Raw genomic sequence first — 18,814 nt, 5'->3', positions numbered from 1 at the left:
ACCTCGAGCAGGTCGTACGCCCCGTGCTCTGGCTGGACGGCGAGGCGGGCATCGCGCTGGAGGCGCACCAGCAGAACACCCTGCTCCTGCTGGACACGGAAGGCTGGCCCACCGGCGGCCGTTACCGCGACAACCAGGGCTACTACTTCCGCGAGTCCCGGCGCGCGGAACTCGACGACCGGCTGCCCGGCATCGGGACGCACAGCGACACCTTCGTCCCCGACGAGGTCACCGACGAACGCTTCGCCTACTACCTCGGCATCAACAACGTGTTCGGCCTCATCGGCGCGTTCGGTTCCCAACGGCTCGCCGACGAAGGCCTGCTGCTCTCCGCGTTCCGGCGCTTCCTCGGCGGCGCGGCCACCGGTCCCGCCCGGCTGCGGACGCCGCTGCCCGCGCTGCTGCTCGACTCACCCGTCCTGCGCTGCAAGGCCAACCTGCTCACCCGGTTGCAGGGCCTCGACGAACTCGTCGGTCCCGTCGACACCCAGTCCGTCTACGCCACCATCTCCAACCCCCTCCATTCCTGAGGGCCCCTTCCTTCTTGAGGAACCTGCCCCACCCCGTCTCCCGAGAGGAGCGTCGTCGTGCCTCCCACCGATGAGAGCACCGACGCCGGCACCGCCCGCGCCACCCGGACCGACCGGGGGCCCGGGCCCGGATCCCGTGCGGCCACCGGTCTCGACCCGGGCGCCGGAACGGACTGCGAGGACACGCTCGACCTGCGCCTCTCCGACGAGCTGATCGCGCTGTTCGCAGGGGACACCGGATCCCGGCCCGGGACCGCGGAGGGAACCCGGGACGGGACCGTGGAGGGCGCTCCGGACAGGTCCTCCGAGGGGACCCCGGCCGGGGACGACCTGCTCGACCGCGTCGGCGGCTGGGGGCCGGCCAGGACACCCGCGGGCGTTCTCCTCCTCGTCCCCGTGCGCCCCGGCCGCGACCTCCCCCTCGTCCACCGCTGGATGAACGACCCCGCCGTCGCGGAGTTCTGGGAGCTGGCGGGACCCGAGTCCGTGGTCGAGGAACATCTGCTCCGGCAGCTCGACGGCGACGGACGCAGCGTTCCGTGCCTCGGGGTGCTGGACGGCACCCCGATGAGCTACTGGGAGATCTACCGGGCGGATCTCGACCCCCTGGCGCGCCATTACCCCGCCCGGCCCCACGACACCGGGGTCCACCTCCTCGTCGGCGGTGTCGCCGACCGCGGGCGAGGCCTCGGTTCGACCCTGCTCAGAGCCGTCGCCGACCAGGTGCTGGACAAGCGTCCTTCGTGCGCCCGTGTCGTCGCGGAACCCGATCTGCGCAACACCCCTTCCGTGTCCGCGTTCCTGAGCGCCGGCTTCCGGTTCTCCGCCGAGGTCGACCTGCCCGACAAACGGGCGGCCCTCATGGTCCGGGACCGGGCCCTGCGCGATCTGCTGTAGAGCCGTCGCCCGTGGTCCACCGGTCGACCGCCCCCGATCAGGTCCCCTGCCGAGGAGTCTTGGTGCCCCGACCGTCCGACAGCCCGGACGCCCGAGAGACGCCGGTCCCGCACGTCCCGTCCCTCCCGCACGTCCCGCCCCTCCCGCACGAGGACCGCGCGACCGGGGCCGGACCGCGGCCCGCCATCCCCGGACGGCTGCCGCGAGCGTCCGGCGCGCCCGCGCGCCGCCGCCCACGGCACCGCTTCGGCCCCCCTCCACGGGCCGGGACGCCCCGGCCCGTGCCCCGCTCGACCACACCGTCGGTTCCGGACTTGATCGCTCGGTTGTCAGTGGCGCCCCGTAGGCTGGCAGCGCTATGACGAAGCCCTCACTCCGTGAACTCCTGCACGCTGCCGTCACCGCTGTCGGCGGTACGGAGCGCCCCGGCCAGGTGACGATGGCCGAAGCCGTCGCCGGTGCCATCGACGACAGCTCCCACCTGCTGGTCCAGGCGGGCACCGGTACCGGAAAGTCGCTCGGTTACCTGGTGCCCTCGCTCGCCCACGGCGAGCGGGTGGTCGTGGCGACCGCCACCCTGGCGCTCCAGCGCCAGCTCGTGGAGCGGGACCTGCCGCGTACCGTCGACGCGCTGCATCCGCTGCTGCGCCGCCGCCCCGAGTTCGCGATGCTGAAGGGCCGGTCGAACTACCTGTGCCTGCACCGCCTGCACGAGGGCGTGCCGCAGGACGAGGAGGAGGGCCTCTTCGACCCGTTCGAGGCGGCCGCGCCCTCCAGCAAGCTGGGGCAGGACCTGCTGCGGCTGCGCGACTGGTCGGACGAGACCGAGACCGGTGACCGCGACGACCTCACACCCGGTGTCTCCGACCGGGCCTGGGGCCAGGTGTCGGTGTCCTCCCGGGAGTGCCTCGGCGCCACCAAATGCGCCTACGGGGCGGAGTGCTTCGCCGAGATGGCCCGTGAGCGGGCCAAGCTCGCCGAGGTCGTCGTCACCAACCACGCCCTGCTCGCGATCGACGCCATCGAGGGCGCGCCGGTCCTGCCGCAGCACGAGGTGCTGATCGTCGACGAGGCCCACGAGCTGGTCTCCAGGGTCACCGGCGTCGCCACCGGCGAGCTCACACCGGGGCAGGTCAACCGTGCCGTGCGCCGCGCCGCGAAGCTGGTCAACGAAAAGGCCGCCGACCAGCTCCAGACCGCCGCCGAGGGCTTCGAGCGTCTGATGGAGCTGGCCCTGCCGGGCCGTCTGGAGGAGATCCCCGAGGACCTCGGGTACGCGCTGATGGCGCTGCGCGACGCCGCCCGGACGGTGATCACCGCCCTCGGTTCCACCCGGGACAAGTCCGTCCAGGACGAGGACGCCGTGCGCAAGCAGGCCCTGGCGTCCGTCGAGTCCGTGCACGCCGTGGCGGAGCGCATCGCCAACGGCTCCGAGTACGACGTCGTCTGGTACGAGCGTCATGACCGCTTCGGAGCCTCGCTCCGGGTCGCCCCGATGAACGTGTCCGGGCTCCTCAGGGAGAAGCTCTTCGCCGACCGCTCGGTCGTCCTGACGTCCGCGACCCTCAAGCTCGGCGGTGACTTCAACGGCGTGGGAGCGTCGGTGGGGCTCGCCCCGGAAGGCACGGTGGGCGAGGACCTTCCCCAGTGGAAGGGCGTCGACGTCGGCTCGCCCTTCGACTATCCCCGGCAGGGCATCCTCTACGTCGCCAGGCATCTGTCGCGCCCCGCCCGGGACGCCGACCGGGGCGACATGCTCGACGAACTCACCGAGCTGATCCAGGCCGCCGGCGGGCGCACGCTCGGTCTCTTCTCCTCGATGCGCGCGGCCCAGCTCGCGGCCGAGGAGCTGCGGACCCGCATCCCCGAGTACCCGATCCTGCTCCAGGGCGAGGAGACGCTCGGCGAGCTGATCAAGAACTTCGCGGCGGACCCGAAGACCTGTCTGTTCGGCACGCTCTCGCTCTGGCAGGGCGTGGACGTGCCGGGCCCCAGCTGCCAGCTGGTCGTCATGGACAAGATCCCCTTCCCCCGCCCCGACGACCCGCTGATGAGCGCACGCCAGAAGGCGGTCGAGGAGAACGGGGGCAACGGCTTCATGGCCGTCGCCGCCACCCACGCGGCCCTTCTCATGGCCCAGGGCGCCGGCCGTCTCGTCCGGGCCTCGGGGGACCGGGGCGTGGTCGCCGTGCTGGACCAGCGGCTGGCCACGGCCCGTTACGGCAGCTATCTGAAGGCCTCGCTCCCCGACTTCTGGTACACCACGGACCCGGGTCAGGTCCGCAGGTCCCTCGCGGCGATCGACGAGAAGGCCCGGATGACCGAGGAGTCGGCCCCGAAGGCGGACGACGAAGGGGAGACGGAGGACGCGTAACGCCTCCCGGCCTCCAGATCAGGGGGCCGTCCGCGAGTGCTGGGGAACCTCGGGAGCCGGACGGAGGAGGTCCGACGGGTTTCGGAGCCCGCGCCCCGACTTCCTGGAAGCCCCGGCCTCCCGCACCTCCGGACACCCAGCCCTCCGGGCACCCAGCCTTCCGGACACCCAGCCCTCCGGGCACTCAGGTCTCCGGACTCCCAGGTCTCCGGGCACCCAGGTCTCCGGGCGCTCAGGTCTCCAGGCTCCCGGCCCTCCGGGTACTCAGGTCTCCGGACTCCCGCACCTCCGGCCTTCGAGGCTCCGGGCTTCCAGCCCCGAGACTTTGGGCGCCCAGGTCCCCGCGACCCCGGACTTCCGGGCCGTGACCCCGGACCTCCGGCCCTCGAGGCTCCGGACTTCCGGACCCCTGCTTCCGGAGTTCCGCTCCAGGACTTCGGGTACCCCAAGCCTCCGGCCTGGAGCGGAGGCCGTTCTCCGGTCAAGGCCCCCGGCCAGGAAACGCACAGGACCCCGGAACCGGCGCAGTTGGTTCCGGGGCCCGGTCAGGGGCGGGGGCGGTGGGACGCCCGTCGCGGTGTCACACCCGGCGGAGTACGGCGACGACCTTTCCGAGGATGGTCGCCTCGTCACCGGGGATCGGCTGGTACGCCGAGTTGTGCGGCAGCAGCCACACGTGTCCGTCCTCGCGCTTGAAGCGCTTCACCGTGGCTTCGCCGTCCAGCATCGCGGCGACGATGTCGCCGTTCTCGGCGACCGGCTGGCGGCGGACCGTCACCCAGTCCCCGTCACAGATGGCGGCCTCGATCATCGAGTCGCCGACGACCTTCAGGACGAACAGCTCTCCGTCGCCGACCAGCTGGCGGGGGAGGGGGAAGACGTCCTCCACCGACTCCTCGGCGAGGATCGGGCCACCGGCGGCGATACGGCCGACGAGCGGTACGTAGGACGCGGCCGGCTTGCCCGCCGTGTCCGTCGGCTGCACCGACGACTGGTCGGAACCCCGTACCTCGTACGCGCGCGGCCGGTGCGGGTCTCGCCGCAGGAAGCCCTTGCGCTCCAGTGCCATCAGCTGATGCGCCACGGAGGAGGTGCTGGAGAGGCCGACGGCCTGCCCGATCTCCCGCATCGACGGTGGGTAGCCGCGCCGCTGCACGGAGTCCCGGATCACCTCGATCACCCGGCGCTGCCGGTCCGTGAGTCCCGAGCTGTCGGCCCGGATGCCTGGAGGTCGGCCAGGCAGGGAGCGCTTTGGCCCCTCATGATTCGCGGCTTCGTTCATCACATGCACCGGCTCGAGTCGGCCCTGGGAGCGGTCCTGGGCGGTGATGGTGGCGCTGTCTGCGGTGGTGGTCACGTCGGCCCCTCTCGATGGTCTCCCTGCTGAACAACGGTAGTTGCTTTCGAAAGGTTGCGCCAAACACACGTTCGAGTGAAAAAACGTGAATCGCCTGACGTGAGCATGTGTCTGGGTGTATGGCTGGTGACGCGCCTGGCGGGCGAAAGAGTCCCCTGCTGTACCCTTCACCGCCGGAGGCGGCCGTCGCGCCGGCCGGCCCGAGCCGCCGCCCAGTCTGCCATCCGATGGCCGACCGGCCGGGAACCGGCCTCCTTCCGTGCGTCGACCACGCTATCCCCGTGTGTCCGGGATGGGTATGCCTGTGCGGCACGTGCCCTTACGTGTACGACACGCGCGCCGTGGGAGGAATTCGCGAATCGATCCCCACATCTAGTGGTTGGATTGCGCAGACATCCCAGAAGTTGTGGTCCCCCGGGTCTCCGGGCCCCCGGGCATCGCCTATGCTTGGGGCTGCTTCGAGGGGCCGGTGAGGCCCCGCGAGGTCCCTGAGTCGTGCTGTGAAGGAGGGTTGGAGCCATGCACTGCCCCTTCTGCAGGCACCCGGACAGCCGCGTCGTCGACAGTCGTACGACCGACGACGGCACGTCGATCCGCAGGCGCCGCCAGTGCCCCGACTGCTCCCGTCGTTTCACGACCGTGGAGACGTGCTCGCTGATGGTGGTGAAGCGCTCCGGTGTGACCGAGCCCTTCAGCCGCATCAAGGTCATCAACGGCGTGCGCAAGGCCTGCCAGGGACGGCCCGTCACCGAGGACGCGCTCGCCCAGCTCGGGCAGCGGGTCGAGGAGGCCGTGCGAGCCACCGGAAGCGCCGAGCTGACCACCCACGACGTGGGGCTGGCCATACTCGGACCCTTGCAGGAACTCGACCTCGTGGCCTACATGAGGTTCGCGTCCGTGTACCGGGCCTTCGACTCGCTCGACGACTTCGAAGCCGCCATCGCGGAACTCAGGCAGGTGAATCAGCGCCCCTCCGCGGACGACGACGTCCCGGACGCGGTGTGCCAGGAGACCGACCACGGGCCCGGTGGAACCGCGGAGGTTCCCGTGCCCGCCACCGCCGCCGACTGACCGCGGACCGGACCCTTCGGGGTGTCCGGGCCCGCCCGCGGGCGGCGATCACAGACTTGCAGCGCACGGCCGTACCAGCGGCGCGCGCGGCATCAGACACAGACCGTGCCGCGGGAAGTTCGCGGCACTTGAGCGCGTTTTAGCCTGTTACAGGGAGGCGGCATGACAGAGACGGCGAGCGGTCCGGCACGAGGTTCCCGCGCGAAGAGCGGAGCCAAGGGCAGCAAGGGACTGCGCATCGAGCGCATCCACACCACCCCCGGCGTGCACCCGTACGACGAGGTGGAGTGGGAGCGCCGTGACGTCGTCATGACCAACTGGCGCGACGGCTCGGTCAACTTCGAGCAGCGTGGCGTCGAGTTCCCCGGCTTCTGGTCGGTGAACGCGGTCAACATCGTCACCAGCAAGTACTTCCGCGGTGCCGTCGGCACCCCGCAGCGCGAGGTGAGCCTCAAGCAGCTCATCGACCGCATCGTGAAGACGTACCGGAAGGCCGGCGAGGACTTCAAGTACTTCGCGTCGCCCGCCGACGCCGAGATCTTCGAGCACGAGCTGGCGTACGCCCTCCTGCACCAGATCTTCAGCTTCAACAGCCCGGTCTGGTTCAACGTCGGGACCCCCCAGCCCCAGCAGGTCTCCGCCTGCTTCATCCTGTCCGTCGACGACTCCATGGAGTCGATCCTCGACTGGTACAAGGAAGAGGGCATGATCTTCAAGGGCGGCTCCGGCGCCGGCCTGAACCTCTCCCGCATCCGCTCCTCCAAGGAGCTCCTCTCCTCCGGGGGCAACGCCTCGGGTCCCGTCTCCTTCATGCGCGGTGCCGACGCCTCCGCAGGAACGATCAAGTCGGGCGGCGCCACCCGCCGCGCGGCCAAGATGGTCATCCTCGACGTCGACCACCCCGACATCGAGGACTTCATCGAGACCAAGGTCAAGGAGGAGGAGAAGATCCGCGCCCTCCGTGACGCGGGCTTCGACATGGACCTGGGCGGCGACGACATCACGTCCGTCCAGTACCAGAACGCCAACAACTCGGTCCGCGTGAACGACGAGTTCATGAAGGCGGTCGAGCAGGGCGGCACGTTCGGCCTCCGCGCGCGGATGACCGGCGAGGTCATCGAGGAGGTCGACGCCAAGTCCCTCTTCCGCAAGATGGCCGAGGCCGCCTGGGCCTGCGCCGACCCGGGCATCCAGTACGACGACACGATCAACCACTGGCACACGTGCCCGGAGTCCGGCCGTATCAACGGCTCGAACCCGTGCAGCGAGTACATGCACCTGGACAACACGTCCTGCAACCTCGCCTCGCTGAACCTGATGAAGTTCCTGAAGGACGACGGCAAGGGCCACCAGTCCTTCGACGTCGAGCGCTTCGCCCAGGTCGTCGAGCTGGTCATCACCGCGATGGACATCTCCATCTGCTTCGCCGACTTCCCGACCGAGAAGATCGGCGAGAACACCCGCGCCTTCCGTCAGCTGGGCATCGGCTACGCCAACCTCGGCGCCCTCCTCATGGCGACCGGCCACGCGTACGACTCCGACGGCGGCCGCGCGCTCGCCGGCGCCATCACCTCCCTGATGACCGGTAGGTCCTACAAGCGGTCCGCCGAACTCGCCGCGGTCGTGGGCCCGTACGACGGCTACGCCCGCAACGCGCAGCCCCACCAGCGCGTCATGAAGCAGCACGCCGACGCCAACACCACGGCCGTCCGCATGGACGACCTGGACACCCCGATCTGGGCCGCCGCCACGGAGGCGTGGCAGGACGTGATCCGCCTCGGCGAGAAGAACGGATTCCGCAACGCGCAGGCCTCCGTCATCGCCCCGACCGGCACCATCGGTCTCGCGATGTCCTGCGACACCACCGGCCTCGAACCCGACCTCGCGCTGGTCAAGTTCAAGAAGCTGGTCGGCGGCGGCTCGATGCAGATCGTCAACGGCACCGTCCCGCAGGCCCTGCGCCGCCTGGGCTACCAGGAGGAGCAGATCGAGGCGATCGTCGCCCACATCGCCGAGCACGGCAATGTCGTCGACGCCCCGGGCCTCAAGCACGAGCACTACGAGGTCTTCGACTGCGCCATGGGCGAGCGCTCCATCTCCGCGATGGGCCACGTCCGCATGATGGCCGCGATCCAGCCGTGGATCTCCGGCGCGCTCTCCAAGACGGTCAACCTGCCGGAGACGGCGACCGTCGAGGACGTCGAGGAGGTCTACTTCGAGGCGTGGAAGATGGGCGTCAAGGCGCTCGCGATCTACCGCGACAACTGCAAGGTCGGCCAGCCCCTCTCCGCCAAGACCAAGGAGAAGGAGAAGGCCGAGGTCACGGCCAAGGCCGAGGAAACGATCCGTACCGCGGTCGAGAAGGTCGTCGAGTACCGCCCGGTCCGCAAGCGTCTGCCCAAGGGCCGTCCCGGCATCACCACGTCCTTCACGGTCGGCGGCGCCGAGGGCTACATGACCGCCAACTCCTACCCCGACGACGGTCTCGGCGAGGTCTTCCTGAAGATGTCGAAGCAGGGTTCCACCCTCGCGGGCATGATGGACGCCTTCTCGATCGCCGTCTCGGTCGGTCTGCAGTACGGCGTGCCGCTGGAGACGTACGTCTCGAAGTTCACCAACATGCGCTTCGAGCCGGCCGGCATGACGGACGACCCGGACGTGCGGATGGCGCAGTCGATCGTCGACTACATCTTCCGCCGCCTGGCGCTGGACTTCCTGCCCTTCGAGACGCGCTCCGCGCTCGGCATCCACTCCGCCGAGGAGCGTCAGCGTCACCTGGAGACGGGCTCCTACGAGCCCGCCGATGACGAGGTCGACGTCGAGGGCCTGGCCCAGTCGGCGCCCCGCGCGCAGGAGCTGAAGGCCGTCGCCGCCCCCAGGGCCGAGGTCGTCGCGGCCGAGCCCGCCCCGAGGCAGGTCCACACCAGCGCCGAGCTGGTGGAGATGCAGCTGGGCATCCAGGCCGACGCCCCGCTCTGCTTCTCCTGCGGCACGAAGATGCAGCGGGCCGGCTCCTGCTACATCTGCGAGGGCTGCGGTTCGACGAGCGGTTGCAGCTGATCCCGGGCGCCGTTGAGGCGTAGATGCCTGTTCAGGGCGGTGGAGCCGGTCTCGCGGCTCCACCGCCCTCGGCGCGTGTGACGCCTGGCCGTTGTGTTCGACGCAACGCGCCGCCGCGTCGAGGGCCTGGTACCGCGATCGCCGGCGTGGCATGCTCCGGGTCATGATCAAAAGAATCGAGCCCTCCGTCCGCCGATGAGCGAGACGACCGGGACGGGACTGCCCGGATCACCGACAACGCTGTTCGACCACGCGCTCCGGCTGCATCGGCCGGCTCCCGGAGAGCCGCTTCGTCGCGACGGGGAGCCGTATCCCGACGACGGCTTGCACCGTCATCGGAAAGGCCCGCCGATACCTGAGGACCGGCACTCGGTCGGCAAGGACGCGGCACTCATCCTCGACGCGCATTTCGCGCGGGCCTCCGCCCTTCCCGGTGAATTGGCCGATGCCTTCCACGACGTCCACATCCCGATCCACCCCAACGAGCACATCGCCGCCGCGGCCGAGCGGGCGGACGGGGACCGCGTTCGCCGAACGGGCCGCTGGCTGGTCCGACATGGCACCGACCGATGCTCGGTCACCGTGGGACTGGCCTTGCTCGCCGCCGTGGGAACAGCCGACGACATCCCGTTGATCCGGACGATCGGTCTGCTCTCCAACCGCTTCGGACCACTGGCGGCGCACGCTTTCGAGCGTCAGCCGGCCGGAGTCGAGGCCCTGCTGTGGCTCGCCGAGCGGGTCACCGGCTGGGGACGCGTGTATGTCGTCGAAGCCCTCTGCAGACTCGACGACCCGACTGCCCGGCCGTGGCTGCTTCGCAGGGCCTGCGACGGCGACGTCCTCAACGGGTACTTCGCCGGCACGGTCGCCACGGTCGCGAGGCTCCATGAGGCGCTTGCAGACCTCGACACCGACAGCGAGATGGTCGACCACGTCGGCCGGCTGCTCCATCTGATGAGTGACTGCGGGGGGATGGGGCTCACTCTCGCCCACTACCCCCATGCGGGAGCGGTCCTGGAAGCTCATGCTCGCCGTGCGGGTTCGCTCAGTCCGACCGTCGAGCGCTACTTCACGATCGCGATGCTCGCTCAGCACCTGACCACGGAGTCCTCCGAGGCCGCGGGTTGCACGGTGGCGCAGCAGCAGGCGCTCCGAGAGGCGTATCTCGAAGTCCTCGACCGAGAGGAGTGGATCCGGACCGCACGCGCCGGGCTCGCGGCGGACGACAGCGGGATGCGGTGGCTCGCCGACCACCGGGCGCCGCGGTTGAGGCTGCGTGCGTTCCCCGACGGATAGGCGAACGCCGAGGAACAGCACACGCCGAGGAACAGCGCACGCCAGAACATGGGGTCTCCGCCAGTACGCCGGGCAACGGTTCGGTGAGCGGTCGCGGTTGACACCGGGCGCACTTCGGGCGTGAAGGGCTGGTCAGGGCGGTGGAGCGGGCAGTCGGCTCCACCGCCCTCGGCGTCCTGGGCCAAGGGCGGTCGCGCCCGGAGGCGGGCCCGTCGCGCGGACCGGCTCAGGACGTTCCGCGTGCCGGTGCGCGAAGGCCGCGGACCGTGGTGGAATTCGCCTTTCCCGCGAAACGATCAACGGTTAGTCTCCCTCCGCGCGCACGGAGCGCGACGGGGAGAGCGGGGGGACATGGCCGACAAGGTGGCCGGATCGAGGAGAGGCCTGAACGCGGGGGTCCAGACCTTCGCGGCGGTGGCGCTGGTCGCGGGCGTCGCGGGGGGCGTAGGGGGGCTGTGGCGGATCATCCCGAAGGGCGACGGTGCCGATGGACCGGCCACCTGCGCCGACGGGCACGGCACCCCGCCGGCGAAGCGCGTCTCCGGCGCGCAGTTGTGCCGGGCGCTGAACCGTTCGGACCTGCCGGTCCTCCTCGGGACGCCCGACGAGCACGCGCGGACGGCCGACGGCGACGACGGCTGGATCACCCTCGACGGCGGAACCAGGATCGCCAGCCCCGAAGCGAACGTCACGCTGAAGACCTACTCCGTGAAGCTGTCGGCTTCCGAGGACCGGTTCTCCGTCTCCCAGGGCCTCGATCTGCTGCCGAAGGCCGAGCCGAGGCAGATCCTCGGACACCCGGCGGTCCTCTACTCGGACCGGACGGCCGCCCTCACCCTCGATTCCGGCAAGGCCGGGAGCGGCCCGGGCGGCACCGCCCGCAGCCTGCTGGTCGCCAGGGACGTGAAGGACGGGGGCGGTTCGTTCGAGATCTCCGTCCGGCGTCAGGACGGAGCGGCACCCGACGACGCGGCGCTGTTCCGCGTCGCCGAGCTGGTGCTGCCGACGGTCCCGGGCTGGAAGAGCGGCTGAGGACCCGCCGCCGGGCGAGCCCGCGACCGGGGGCCGGCACGGCGCGGGTACGGAGTCACCCGGCTGGGTCTCAGGCCTCCTGCGGGCTGCCCATGACCCGGGCGAAGGTCGCCGGGTCGGTGTCGTAGCCGCGGACACCCGCGTGGAACGTCCACTCCCCGGAGTGGTCGCGCACGAACTCCCCGATGGTCGCGGCCGTCGAGCCCAGGACGTCGCCGAAGTCGCCCTGGGTCAGCACGGTGTAACCCTCGCGCAGACGGAAACCGGGATTGAGGACACCGGCGAAGGTCCGCGACTCGGTGCGCTGCTGGATGAGGACGCCGACGACCACGCGCGCGTAACGGCCGTCCAGGCGGTCGAGCTCCAGGGTCATGACCTCGTCCCAGCCGAAGCCCTTGCCGTCCTTGCTGTCACGGTTCAGATAGATGGTGCCGTCCGGCGAGCGGCTGCCGAAGTACACCACGTAGTCGGGGTTCCCGTGCGGCGCGGACGCCAGATACGTCGCCGCGACGATGTCGAGATCGGTCGCGGGCTCGCCTGTGGGACTGGGGTCCCACTTGATCGCCAACTCGGCCTTGCGGATCCCCTTGTTGAGACCGTTCACCGGATGTCCCCTCCCCGTTCCTCACCACTTGCCGAGCCAACTCCCCTGATAGCGGGGCAGGTTGTCCATCGTGCCACGCGTGCCGGGACACACGCCCGGATCCACTCCGCCGGAGCGTGACCGGCGCCACGTTCCGGGGCCTTACGATGGCGCGGTGCTGGTCAAGTGGATTCGCTGCACCGTGGTCGACCGCCGCGGTTTCGAACGGGGGCAGCGAAAGTGGGCGGGGCTTCTGGGGGAGCCGGGATTCCGGGGGCAGGGGGGAGGGTGGAGTGTGGGACGGACCGGCGTCGCGCACATCTTCTCCTTCTGGGAGAGCCGTGCCTTCTACGACTCCTTCATGGCCCGGTCCCATGACCGGCTCGCCGCCTCGCAGTCGGGCACCTTCAAGGACTCCCAGGTCAAACTGTTCGACTACCGCTTCGACGTGAAGACCGGCTTCGAGCCGCGCTTCACGGACTCCGACGTGGTCCGGGTCGCGCACTGCCGTGTCCGCGAGGAGCGCGCGGAGCACTTCGCGCTCATGCAGGAGAAGGTCTGGAACCCCGCGATGGCCGGTTCGCCCGGCATGGTGAGGGGCATGTTCGGCGAGGCGCCCGGCAGCGAGTTCCTGGTCCTGTCCATGTGGCAGTCGGCCGCGGAGCACGGAAAATACCGGGCCGAGCGGGTGGAGAGGCTCGCGCTGCGCGCCCAGATCGAGGCCGACATAGCCGCCCTCGCGGGCGACATCGTGCAGCTGGAACCCGGCTGGATCGTCTGACGGCACCCTCCCGCCGAGCGAACTGGCGTGCGAGACGGTGTGTGACCTGCGCCGTATGTGACCCGTACGGCTCCTCGAACGGCGTCGGCACGATCTAGGGTTTTGGCATGGCACGACCACGGCGCATCGTCCTTGTCCGGCACGGCGAGTCGGTGGGCAATGCCGATGACACCGTGTACGAACGTGAGCCCGACCACGCACTGGCGCTCACGGAGACAGGGTGGCAACAGGCGGAGGACACCGGCAAGCGGCTGCGCGAGCTCTTCGGCAGGGAGCGGGTGAGCGTTTACGTCTCCCCCTACCGCCGTACCCACGAGACCTTCCGCGCCTTCCACCTCGACCCGGGGCTCGTCCGGGTGCGCGAGGAGCCCCGGCTGCGGGAGCAGGACTGGGGCAACTGGCAGGACCGTGACGACGTACGTCTCCAGAAGGCCTACCGCGACGCGTACGGGCACTTCTTCTACCGGTTCGCGCAAGGAGAGTCCGGCGCCGACGTGTACGACCGGGTCGGCGGCTTCCTGGAGAGCCTGTACCGCAGCTTCGAGGCCCCCGACCACCCGCCGAACGTGCTCCTGGTGACCCACGGCCTGGCCATGCGGCTGTTCTGCATGCGCTGGTTCCACTGGACGGTCGCCGAGTTCGAATCGCTCTCCAACCCGGGGAACGCGGAGGTGAGGATGCTCGTTCTGGGGGAGGACGGCCGGTACACCCTCGACCGTCCCTTCGAGCAGTGGCGTGATCCGGAAGTCGTTCGGAGCCACCGGATAGAGTGGCAGGGCGATGATCGCTGACACCTCTCCCGACGGGCGCTTCGAGCGCGCCCTCGCCAGCCTGCGCGGACTCGCGGTGGGAGACGCGCTGGGCTCGCAGTTCTTCGTGCCCGCGAACTACCCGCTGCTCAAGCGCCGGGAACTGCCGCCCCGCCCCTGGCAGTGGACCGACGACACCGAGATGGCCTGCTCCGTGGTCGCCGTCCTGGCCACGCACCACCGCGTCGACCAGGACGCACTGGCCCACTCCTTCGCCGACCACCACGACTTCGACCGGGGCTACGGCCCTGCGGTCAACCGGCTGCTGCGGCTGGTCCGCGAGGGCGGCGACTGGCGTGAGCTCGCGTCCGCCCTCTTCAAGGGGCAGGGCTCCTGGGGCAACGGCGCAGCGATGCGGATCGCCCCCCTGGGCGCCTGGTACGCCGACGACCCGGAGCAGGCGACCCACCAGGCGGAGATCTCCGCCTATCCGACACACCAGCACCGTGAGGCCGTGGTCGGCGCCATGGCCGTCGCCGCGGCCGCCGCGCTGGCCGCCGACCCGGCGGGCCCCCCGAGCGCCGAGGCCCTGCTCGACGGCGTCATCGCGCTCGTACCGCGCAGCGCCGTGGGGGCCGGGCTCAGACGCGCCCGGGACATGCTCGACTACGGGGACGCCGCGACCGTGGCCGCCGTGCTGGGCTGCGGACGGCGTACGTCGGCCCACGACACCGTTCCCTTCGCCCTCTGGTCGGCCGCCCGCGCCCTGGGGAAGTACGAGGAGGGCTTCTGGGTCACCGCCCAGGTCGGCGGCGACGTGGACACGACCTGCTCCATCGTCGGCGGTGTGATCGCCTCCGGGAAGGCGGGAGCGCCTCCCGGAGCGTGGCTGGAAGCCACGGAGGCGCTGCCGGAATGGCTGCCGGGGCTCGCGTCCGGGCGTACGGCCGGCGGCGCGTAAGGGCGTACGGCCGGGCAAGGGGGTTCCCGGGCCGTTGCCGGGCCGTGGAGGCGACCCCGGACGGTGAGCGATGGGCAGCCCTCGTGCGGGCGCAGAGGCCCTCGTGCGGGCTCGGGGCCCTCACGGACGGGCTGCCCCAGGCCTTGCGGACCGGCGATGGCTCCGGGCGGGCCGTCGGGGGCCGCGGGGCCGTCACGGCGGTCTCCGCGAAGGGAGCGCGCAGCGGTCGTCGGGAGCTGTGTCACAGGCTTGCTACAGCCCCGCAGCCCCGTCGTGAGCCGCTTTGCCCGTGGATACCCTGTGCGCCACGCCGTCCGTTGATCATGGCGGGCGTGTGCCGACGAGACACCGGACGACAGCCCCTCCGCCGCCGTGGCGCGATCCGGGCTGCCCGGTGACCGGCTGGGAGGGGATCCCTTGTCCGACATACCGTCCAAGCCCGAGCCCGGAGACGAGGCATCGGAGCAGCGGAAGAGTCCGGAGGCGAGCGGGGCGGTCCCGGGATCCGGATCCCGGCTCCCGGAGCCGGCGGACCCGGAGGACTCCACGGATCCGGCCGCACCGGGATTCGCGGGGCGGCGGCCGGACACCACCGGTTCCGGCGCCACGGCGAAGGCGGACGGCCCCGGGGACGCGGACGGCCCCGGGGCCGGGGAAGAGCCAGGGGGCGGCGAGGGGGCCGGGGAAGAGGAAGAGCCCGGGGGAGACGGCGAGGGGACCGAGGGCGGTGACGAGTCCGGCGGTGACGAGTCCGGCGGTGACGGGGGCACCGGTGACACGCGAGGACTCCGCCCGCAGCCCAGGACCGAGGGGGTGACCAGGGCCGACGGCGCGGTGCGCTCCCAGGCCGCCAGGTCACCGCACGCGGACACCGGCAAGGCGTCCCCGCCGTCCGCCTCCGGCTTGTGGTCACCGGAGCTGTGGGCCATGAGGGCCGCCCCGGTGGGCACGTCCACGCTGTGGGCCGTGCTCGCGACCGGAGTGCTGAGCATGCTGCTCCTCGACGGCGGTCTGGCCGTCAACCTCCTGCTGGTCGCGGTCCCCGCCTCGCTCGCCGCGTACTTCGCGGGCCGGGACGCGAGACGCCGCACGCGCGCGTGGAGCCTGGTCTGGGGCATCGGCGGCATCGGTCTGCTGGCCGTGCCCGCTCTGCGCGACGCGGACTGGCCCTCGTTCCTGGCCGTCGTGACGGCGATCGGGCTCGGCTCGCTCGCGCTGAACGGCGGCCGCACCTGGCCCGCGGTCCTGCTCGGCCCCATCGGTGTGGTCAACTCCGTGATCACCGGAGTCGCCTGGGGCTGGAGCGGGCTGCGGGAACGATTCGGCGGTGCCCGTCGCGGGGTGGGTGTCGGGCTGCGCGCGTTCGTGGTGAGCGCGCTCCTGCTGCTGGTCTTCGGGGCATTGTTCGCCGGAGCCGACGCGGCCTTCGCCGATCTGCTCGGCGACCTGGTGCCGGACGCCTCCGTCGCCGACGGGCCCTGGCGCGTGGTGCTCCTGGTGGGGGGCCTGGCCGTGGCACTGGCCGTGGCCCACACGGCGGCCGCGCCCGTCCGGCTGGACCGGGTCGTGGTGCGCCCCGGACGTGCGCGCAACCGCGTCGAGTGGGCCCTCCCGCTGATCGTGCTGATCGTGCTCTTCGCGGCCTTCAACGCGGTCCAGCTCGTCGTCCTCTTCGGTGGCTACGACGCCGTGCTGGAGAAGACCGGCCTGTCGTACTCCCAGTACGCGCGGCAGGGCTTCTGGCAGCTTCTGTTCGTCACGCTGCTGACCCTGCTCGTCGTGGTGTTCGCGCTGCGCTGGGCACCGCGGGACGGGGCGGGCGACCGGAAGCTGGTGCGGAGCGTGCTGGGAACCCTGTGCGCGCTGACGCTCGTCGTCGTGGCATCCGCCGTGCGGCGCATGGACATGTACGTGGATGCCTACGGGCTGACGCGGCTGAGGATCTCGGTGCTGGCCGGGGAGCTGTGGCTGGGCCTGGTCATCGTGCTCATCATGGCGGCCGGTGTGTGGGGCGCCCGCTGGCTGCCCCGCGCCGTCGCGGCCGGCGCGGCGGCCGGCGTCCTCGCGTTCGGACTGATGTCGCCCGACGGCCTGATCGCCGAGCGGAACGTCCAGCGGTACGAGGAAACGGGCAAGTTCGACCTCCTGTACGCCCGTGACCTGTCGGCCGACGCCGTCCCCGCCCTCGACAAGCTCAAGGAGCCGATGCGTTCCTGCGTGCTGAGGTCGATCGCCGACGACCTGAGCCAGGACGACGCGCCCTGGTACGCGACCAGTTGGGGCGAGGTCCGGGCCCGGGACATCCTCCGCGACCACCCGCTGGTCGAGCCCGCCAACGGGAGCGTGTGCGACTCGCTGGCGGGGATCCCCGAGTACCGCTGAGCGGCTCGCTCCGACGTCTCGACGGGGCCGGTCGCCAGCCCCGTGCCGCGGACGGCCGGACCGCGGTCGCCCCGGGTCTTCCCGACCCGGACCGCGCCCCGGCCCTCCGCGGCTCCGCCCTCAGCCCGCGGCCGGTCCCGCCGTGCCGGCGAGAGCCTCCAGGTCGCTCCTGCGGACCCTGATCACCAGCGCTGCGGTGGCCAGGGCGAGCAGGGCCATGCCCGCCGCCGGTACGAAGGCGGTCGAGATGCCGTGGGCGAGCACGTCATGGCCCCAGGGAGCCGGCAGTTGGTGGGTCTTGGCGAACGCCGCCTTCTGCTCGGCCGAGCCGTCCGCCAGGAACTTCGGCACCTGCTTCCGCGCCTCGTCGCGGCTGGCCGAGCCGAAGACCGTGGTGAGGATGGAGAGGCCGAGCGAACCACCCACCTGCTGCGTCACATTGAGCAGACCGGAGGCCGCGCCCGCCTCGTGCTGGGCGACGCCGGAGACCGCGGTCACCGTCAGCGTCACGAAGTTCAGGCCCATGCCGAACCCGAACAGCAGCATCGGGCCGAGAACTCCGCCCGCGTACGAGTCGTCGGGGCTGATGAAGGTCAGCCAGCCGAGCCCGAGGGCCACGAGCGACGAGCCGGTGACCATGAACGGCTTGGGGCCGAGCACCGGCAGGAAGCGCTGCGACAGACCCGCGCCGACCGCGATCGCGACGGTCACCGGGAGGAAGGCCACACCGGCCGAGATCGGGGTGTACCCCAGCACGTTCTGCACGAAGAGCACGATGTAGAAGAACATGCCGAACATCGCGGCCGCGAGACTCAGCATGATCAGGTACGTGCCCGAACGGTTGCGGTCGGCGAACATCCCCAGCGGGGTGATGGGCTCCCGAGCCCGCGTCTCGATGATCCCGAAGGCCAGCAGCAGGGCCGCCGCCGCGCCGAACGACCCGATCGTGAGGCTGTCCCGCCAGCCGTTCTCCGCCGCGCGGATGAAGCCGTAGACCAGGGACGCCATACCGGCCGTCGAGGTGAGCGCGCCCGCGATGTCGAAGCGCCCCGGATGGCGCTGGGACTCGTTGATGTACATCGGCGCCAGAACGGCGATCAGGATGCCGATGGGCACGTTGACGAAGAGGACCCACCGCCAGTCGAGCCACTCGGTGAGCATGCCTCCGGCGAGCAGACCGATGGCGCCGCCGCCGGCCGAGACCGTCGCGAAGACGGCGAAGGCCCGGTTCCGTTCCGGCCCCTCCGGGAAGGTCGTCGTGATCAGGGCCAGCGAGGTCGGCGAGGCGATCGCGCCGCCCACGCCCTGAAGGGCCCGCGCCGCCAGCAACTGCCAGGGTTCCTGGGCGAGTCCGCCGAGCAGCGAGGCGAAGGTGAACAGCAGGATGCCGGTCATGAAGACCCGCCGCCGGCCGAGGATGTCACCGGCCCGTGCGCCGAGAAGCAGCAGGCCACCGAAGGTGAGGGTGTACGAACTGACCACCCATGTCAGGTCGGTCGTACTGAAGTCGAGAGCGTCTTGAATGTGCGGGAGCGCGATGTTCACAATCGTCGCGTCGAGTACCACCATGAGTTGGCAGGCCGCGATGACGGTGAGCGCGATGCCGGGATGCCCCTCCCGGCGGGCCGCACCTGGCTTGCTGTCCTGAATCAACTGAGAGGTTGTCACTATGCTTCCCCCACAAGTGTGTTAGTGAACGCTCGCGTTCACTTCCGCGTCAACGGTAGTGACTCCCCGTCAG

General features: G+C 71.0%; 14 protein-coding genes. 11 read left to right on the top strand and 3 right to left on the bottom strand.

The window, feature by feature from the left end; translation table 11 throughout:
* The 3 genes from CW362_RS13375 to CW362_RS13365 form a co-directional block, all read left to right on the top strand.
* The coding region (locus CW362_RS13375) for an IucA/IucC family C-terminal-domain containing protein (RefSeq protein ID WP_276313664.1) at window positions 1-530 on the top strand (530 nt) is incomplete at its 5' end.
* A 57-nt stretch (window positions 531-587) separates the two neighbouring features.
* The gene (locus CW362_RS13370; protein WP_103549646.1) at window positions 588-1,427 is read left to right on the top strand and encodes a GNAT family N-acetyltransferase; all 840 of its coding nucleotides are present in this window, start codon (window positions 588-590) and stop codon (window positions 1,425-1,427) included.
* Window positions 1,428-1,785: 358 nt separating this feature from the next.
* Complete coding sequence (locus tag CW362_RS13365) at window positions 1,786-3,801, top strand: ATP-dependent DNA helicase (protein WP_103549645.1); 2,016 nt, start codon at window positions 1,786-1,788, stop codon at window positions 3,799-3,801.
* Between the two features lie 580 nt (window positions 3,802-4,381).
* Here CW362_RS13365 and lexA read toward each other — a convergent pair.
* Window positions 4,382-5,158, bottom strand: a complete 777-nt coding sequence (lexA, locus tag CW362_RS13360; RefSeq protein WP_103549644.1) for a transcriptional repressor LexA — start codon at window positions 5,156-5,158, stop codon at window positions 4,382-4,384.
* Between the two features lie 519 nt (window positions 5,159-5,677).
* On the opposite strand from lexA, the gene nrdR reads away from it, so the two are divergent.
* The 4 genes from nrdR to CW362_RS13340 all read left to right on the top strand — a co-directional run bounded on the left by nrdR (window position 5,678) and on the right by CW362_RS13340 (window position 11,617).
* Window positions 5,678-6,229 carry a transcriptional regulator NrdR gene (gene nrdR / locus CW362_RS13355; protein ID WP_103549643.1) on the top strand — a complete coding sequence of 184 codons (552 nt, stop codon included), beginning with the start codon at window positions 5,678-5,680 and terminating at the stop codon, window positions 6,227-6,229.
* Between the two features lie 162 nt (window positions 6,230-6,391).
* Window positions 6,392-9,289: a vitamin B12-dependent ribonucleotide reductase gene (locus CW362_RS13350; protein ID WP_103549642.1), complete on the top strand. Its 2,898-nt coding sequence runs from the start codon at window positions 6,392-6,394 to the stop codon at window positions 9,287-9,289.
* 195 nt (window positions 9,290-9,484) lie between these two features.
* Entirely contained in the window at window positions 9,485-10,585 is a 1,101-nt protein-coding gene (locus CW362_RS13345; protein WP_206300949.1) for a hypothetical protein, read from the top strand.
* Between the two features lie 351 nt (window positions 10,586-10,936).
* On the top strand, window positions 10,937-11,617 hold the full coding sequence (locus CW362_RS13340; protein WP_103549641.1) for a DUF6215 domain-containing protein: 681 nt from the start codon (window positions 10,937-10,939) through the stop codon (window positions 11,615-11,617).
* A gap of 70 nt (window positions 11,618-11,687) precedes the next feature.
* On the opposite strand, the gene CW362_RS13335 is transcribed toward CW362_RS13340, so the two are convergent.
* Entirely contained in the window at window positions 11,688-12,221 is a 534-nt protein-coding gene (locus CW362_RS13335) for a TerD family protein (RefSeq protein WP_103549640.1), read from the bottom strand.
* A gap of 154 nt (window positions 12,222-12,375) precedes the next feature.
* On the opposite strand from CW362_RS13335, the gene CW362_RS13330 reads away from it, so the two are divergent.
* From CW362_RS13330 to CW362_RS13315, 4 genes are all read left to right on the top strand, one after another.
* A complete protein-coding gene (locus CW362_RS13330; protein ID WP_103549639.1) occupies window positions 12,376-12,981 on the top strand; it encodes a YdbC family protein in 606 nt (201 codons plus the stop codon).
* Between the two features lie 107 nt (window positions 12,982-13,088).
* A complete protein-coding gene (locus CW362_RS13325; RefSeq protein ID WP_103549638.1) occupies window positions 13,089-13,772 on the top strand; it encodes a histidine phosphatase family protein in 684 nt (227 codons plus the stop codon).
* A complete protein-coding gene (locus CW362_RS13320) occupies window positions 13,762-14,691 on the top strand; it encodes an ADP-ribosylglycohydrolase family protein (protein WP_103549637.1) in 930 nt (309 codons plus the stop codon). Before CW362_RS13325 ends, CW362_RS13320 begins: the two co-directional genes overlap by 11 nt.
* A 927-nt stretch (window positions 14,692-15,618) precedes the next feature.
* Window positions 15,619-17,073, top strand: a complete 1,455-nt coding sequence (locus CW362_RS13315) for a DUF4153 domain-containing protein (protein ID WP_103549655.1) — start codon at window positions 15,619-15,621, stop codon at window positions 17,071-17,073.
* Window positions 17,074-17,193: 120 nt separating this feature from the next.
* On the opposite strand, the gene CW362_RS13310 is transcribed toward CW362_RS13315, so the two are convergent.
* Window positions 17,194-18,741 (bottom strand): MFS transporter, encoded by a 1,548-nt coding sequence (locus tag CW362_RS13310; RefSeq protein WP_103549636.1) that lies wholly within the window; start codon window positions 18,739-18,741, stop codon window positions 17,194-17,196.
* Between the last annotated feature and the right edge of the window lie 73 nt (window positions 18,742-18,814).

It is taken from the genome of Streptomyces populi (assembly GCF_002911015.1).
Classification (GTDB): domain Bacteria; phylum Actinomycetota; class Actinomycetes; order Streptomycetales; family Streptomycetaceae; genus Streptomyces; species Streptomyces populi.
This window is presented reverse-complemented; position numbering and strand designations above follow the sequence as displayed.

Bases quoted from the DNA above. Each gene is read 5' to 3' on its own strand.
- CW362_RS13340 (WP_103549641.1), top strand. From the start codon at position 10,937: ATGGCCGACAAGGTGGCCGGATCGAGGAGAGGCCTGAACGCGGGGGTC.
- CW362_RS13350 (WP_103549642.1), top strand. From the start codon at position 6,392: ATGACAGAGACGGCGAGCGGTCCGGCACGAGGTTCCCGCGCGAAGAGC.
- CW362_RS13315 (WP_103549655.1), top strand. From the start codon at position 15,619: ATGAGGGCCGCCCCGGTGGGCACGTCCACGCTGTGGGCCGTGCTCGCG.
- CW362_RS13365 (WP_103549645.1), top strand. From the start codon at position 1,786: ATGACGAAGCCCTCACTCCGTGAACTCCTGCACGCTGCCGTCACCGCT.
- CW362_RS13320 (WP_103549637.1), top strand. From the start codon at position 13,762: ATGATCGCTGACACCTCTCCCGACGGGCGCTTCGAGCGCGCCCTCGCC.
- nrdR (WP_103549643.1), top strand. From the start codon at position 5,678: ATGCACTGCCCCTTCTGCAGGCACCCGGACAGCCGCGTCGTCGACAGT.
- CW362_RS13325 (WP_103549638.1), top strand. From the start codon at position 13,089: ATGGCACGACCACGGCGCATCGTCCTTGTCCGGCACGGCGAGTCGGTG.
- CW362_RS13345 (WP_206300949.1), top strand. From the start codon at position 9,485: ATGAGCGAGACGACCGGGACGGGACTGCCCGGATCACCGACAACGCTG.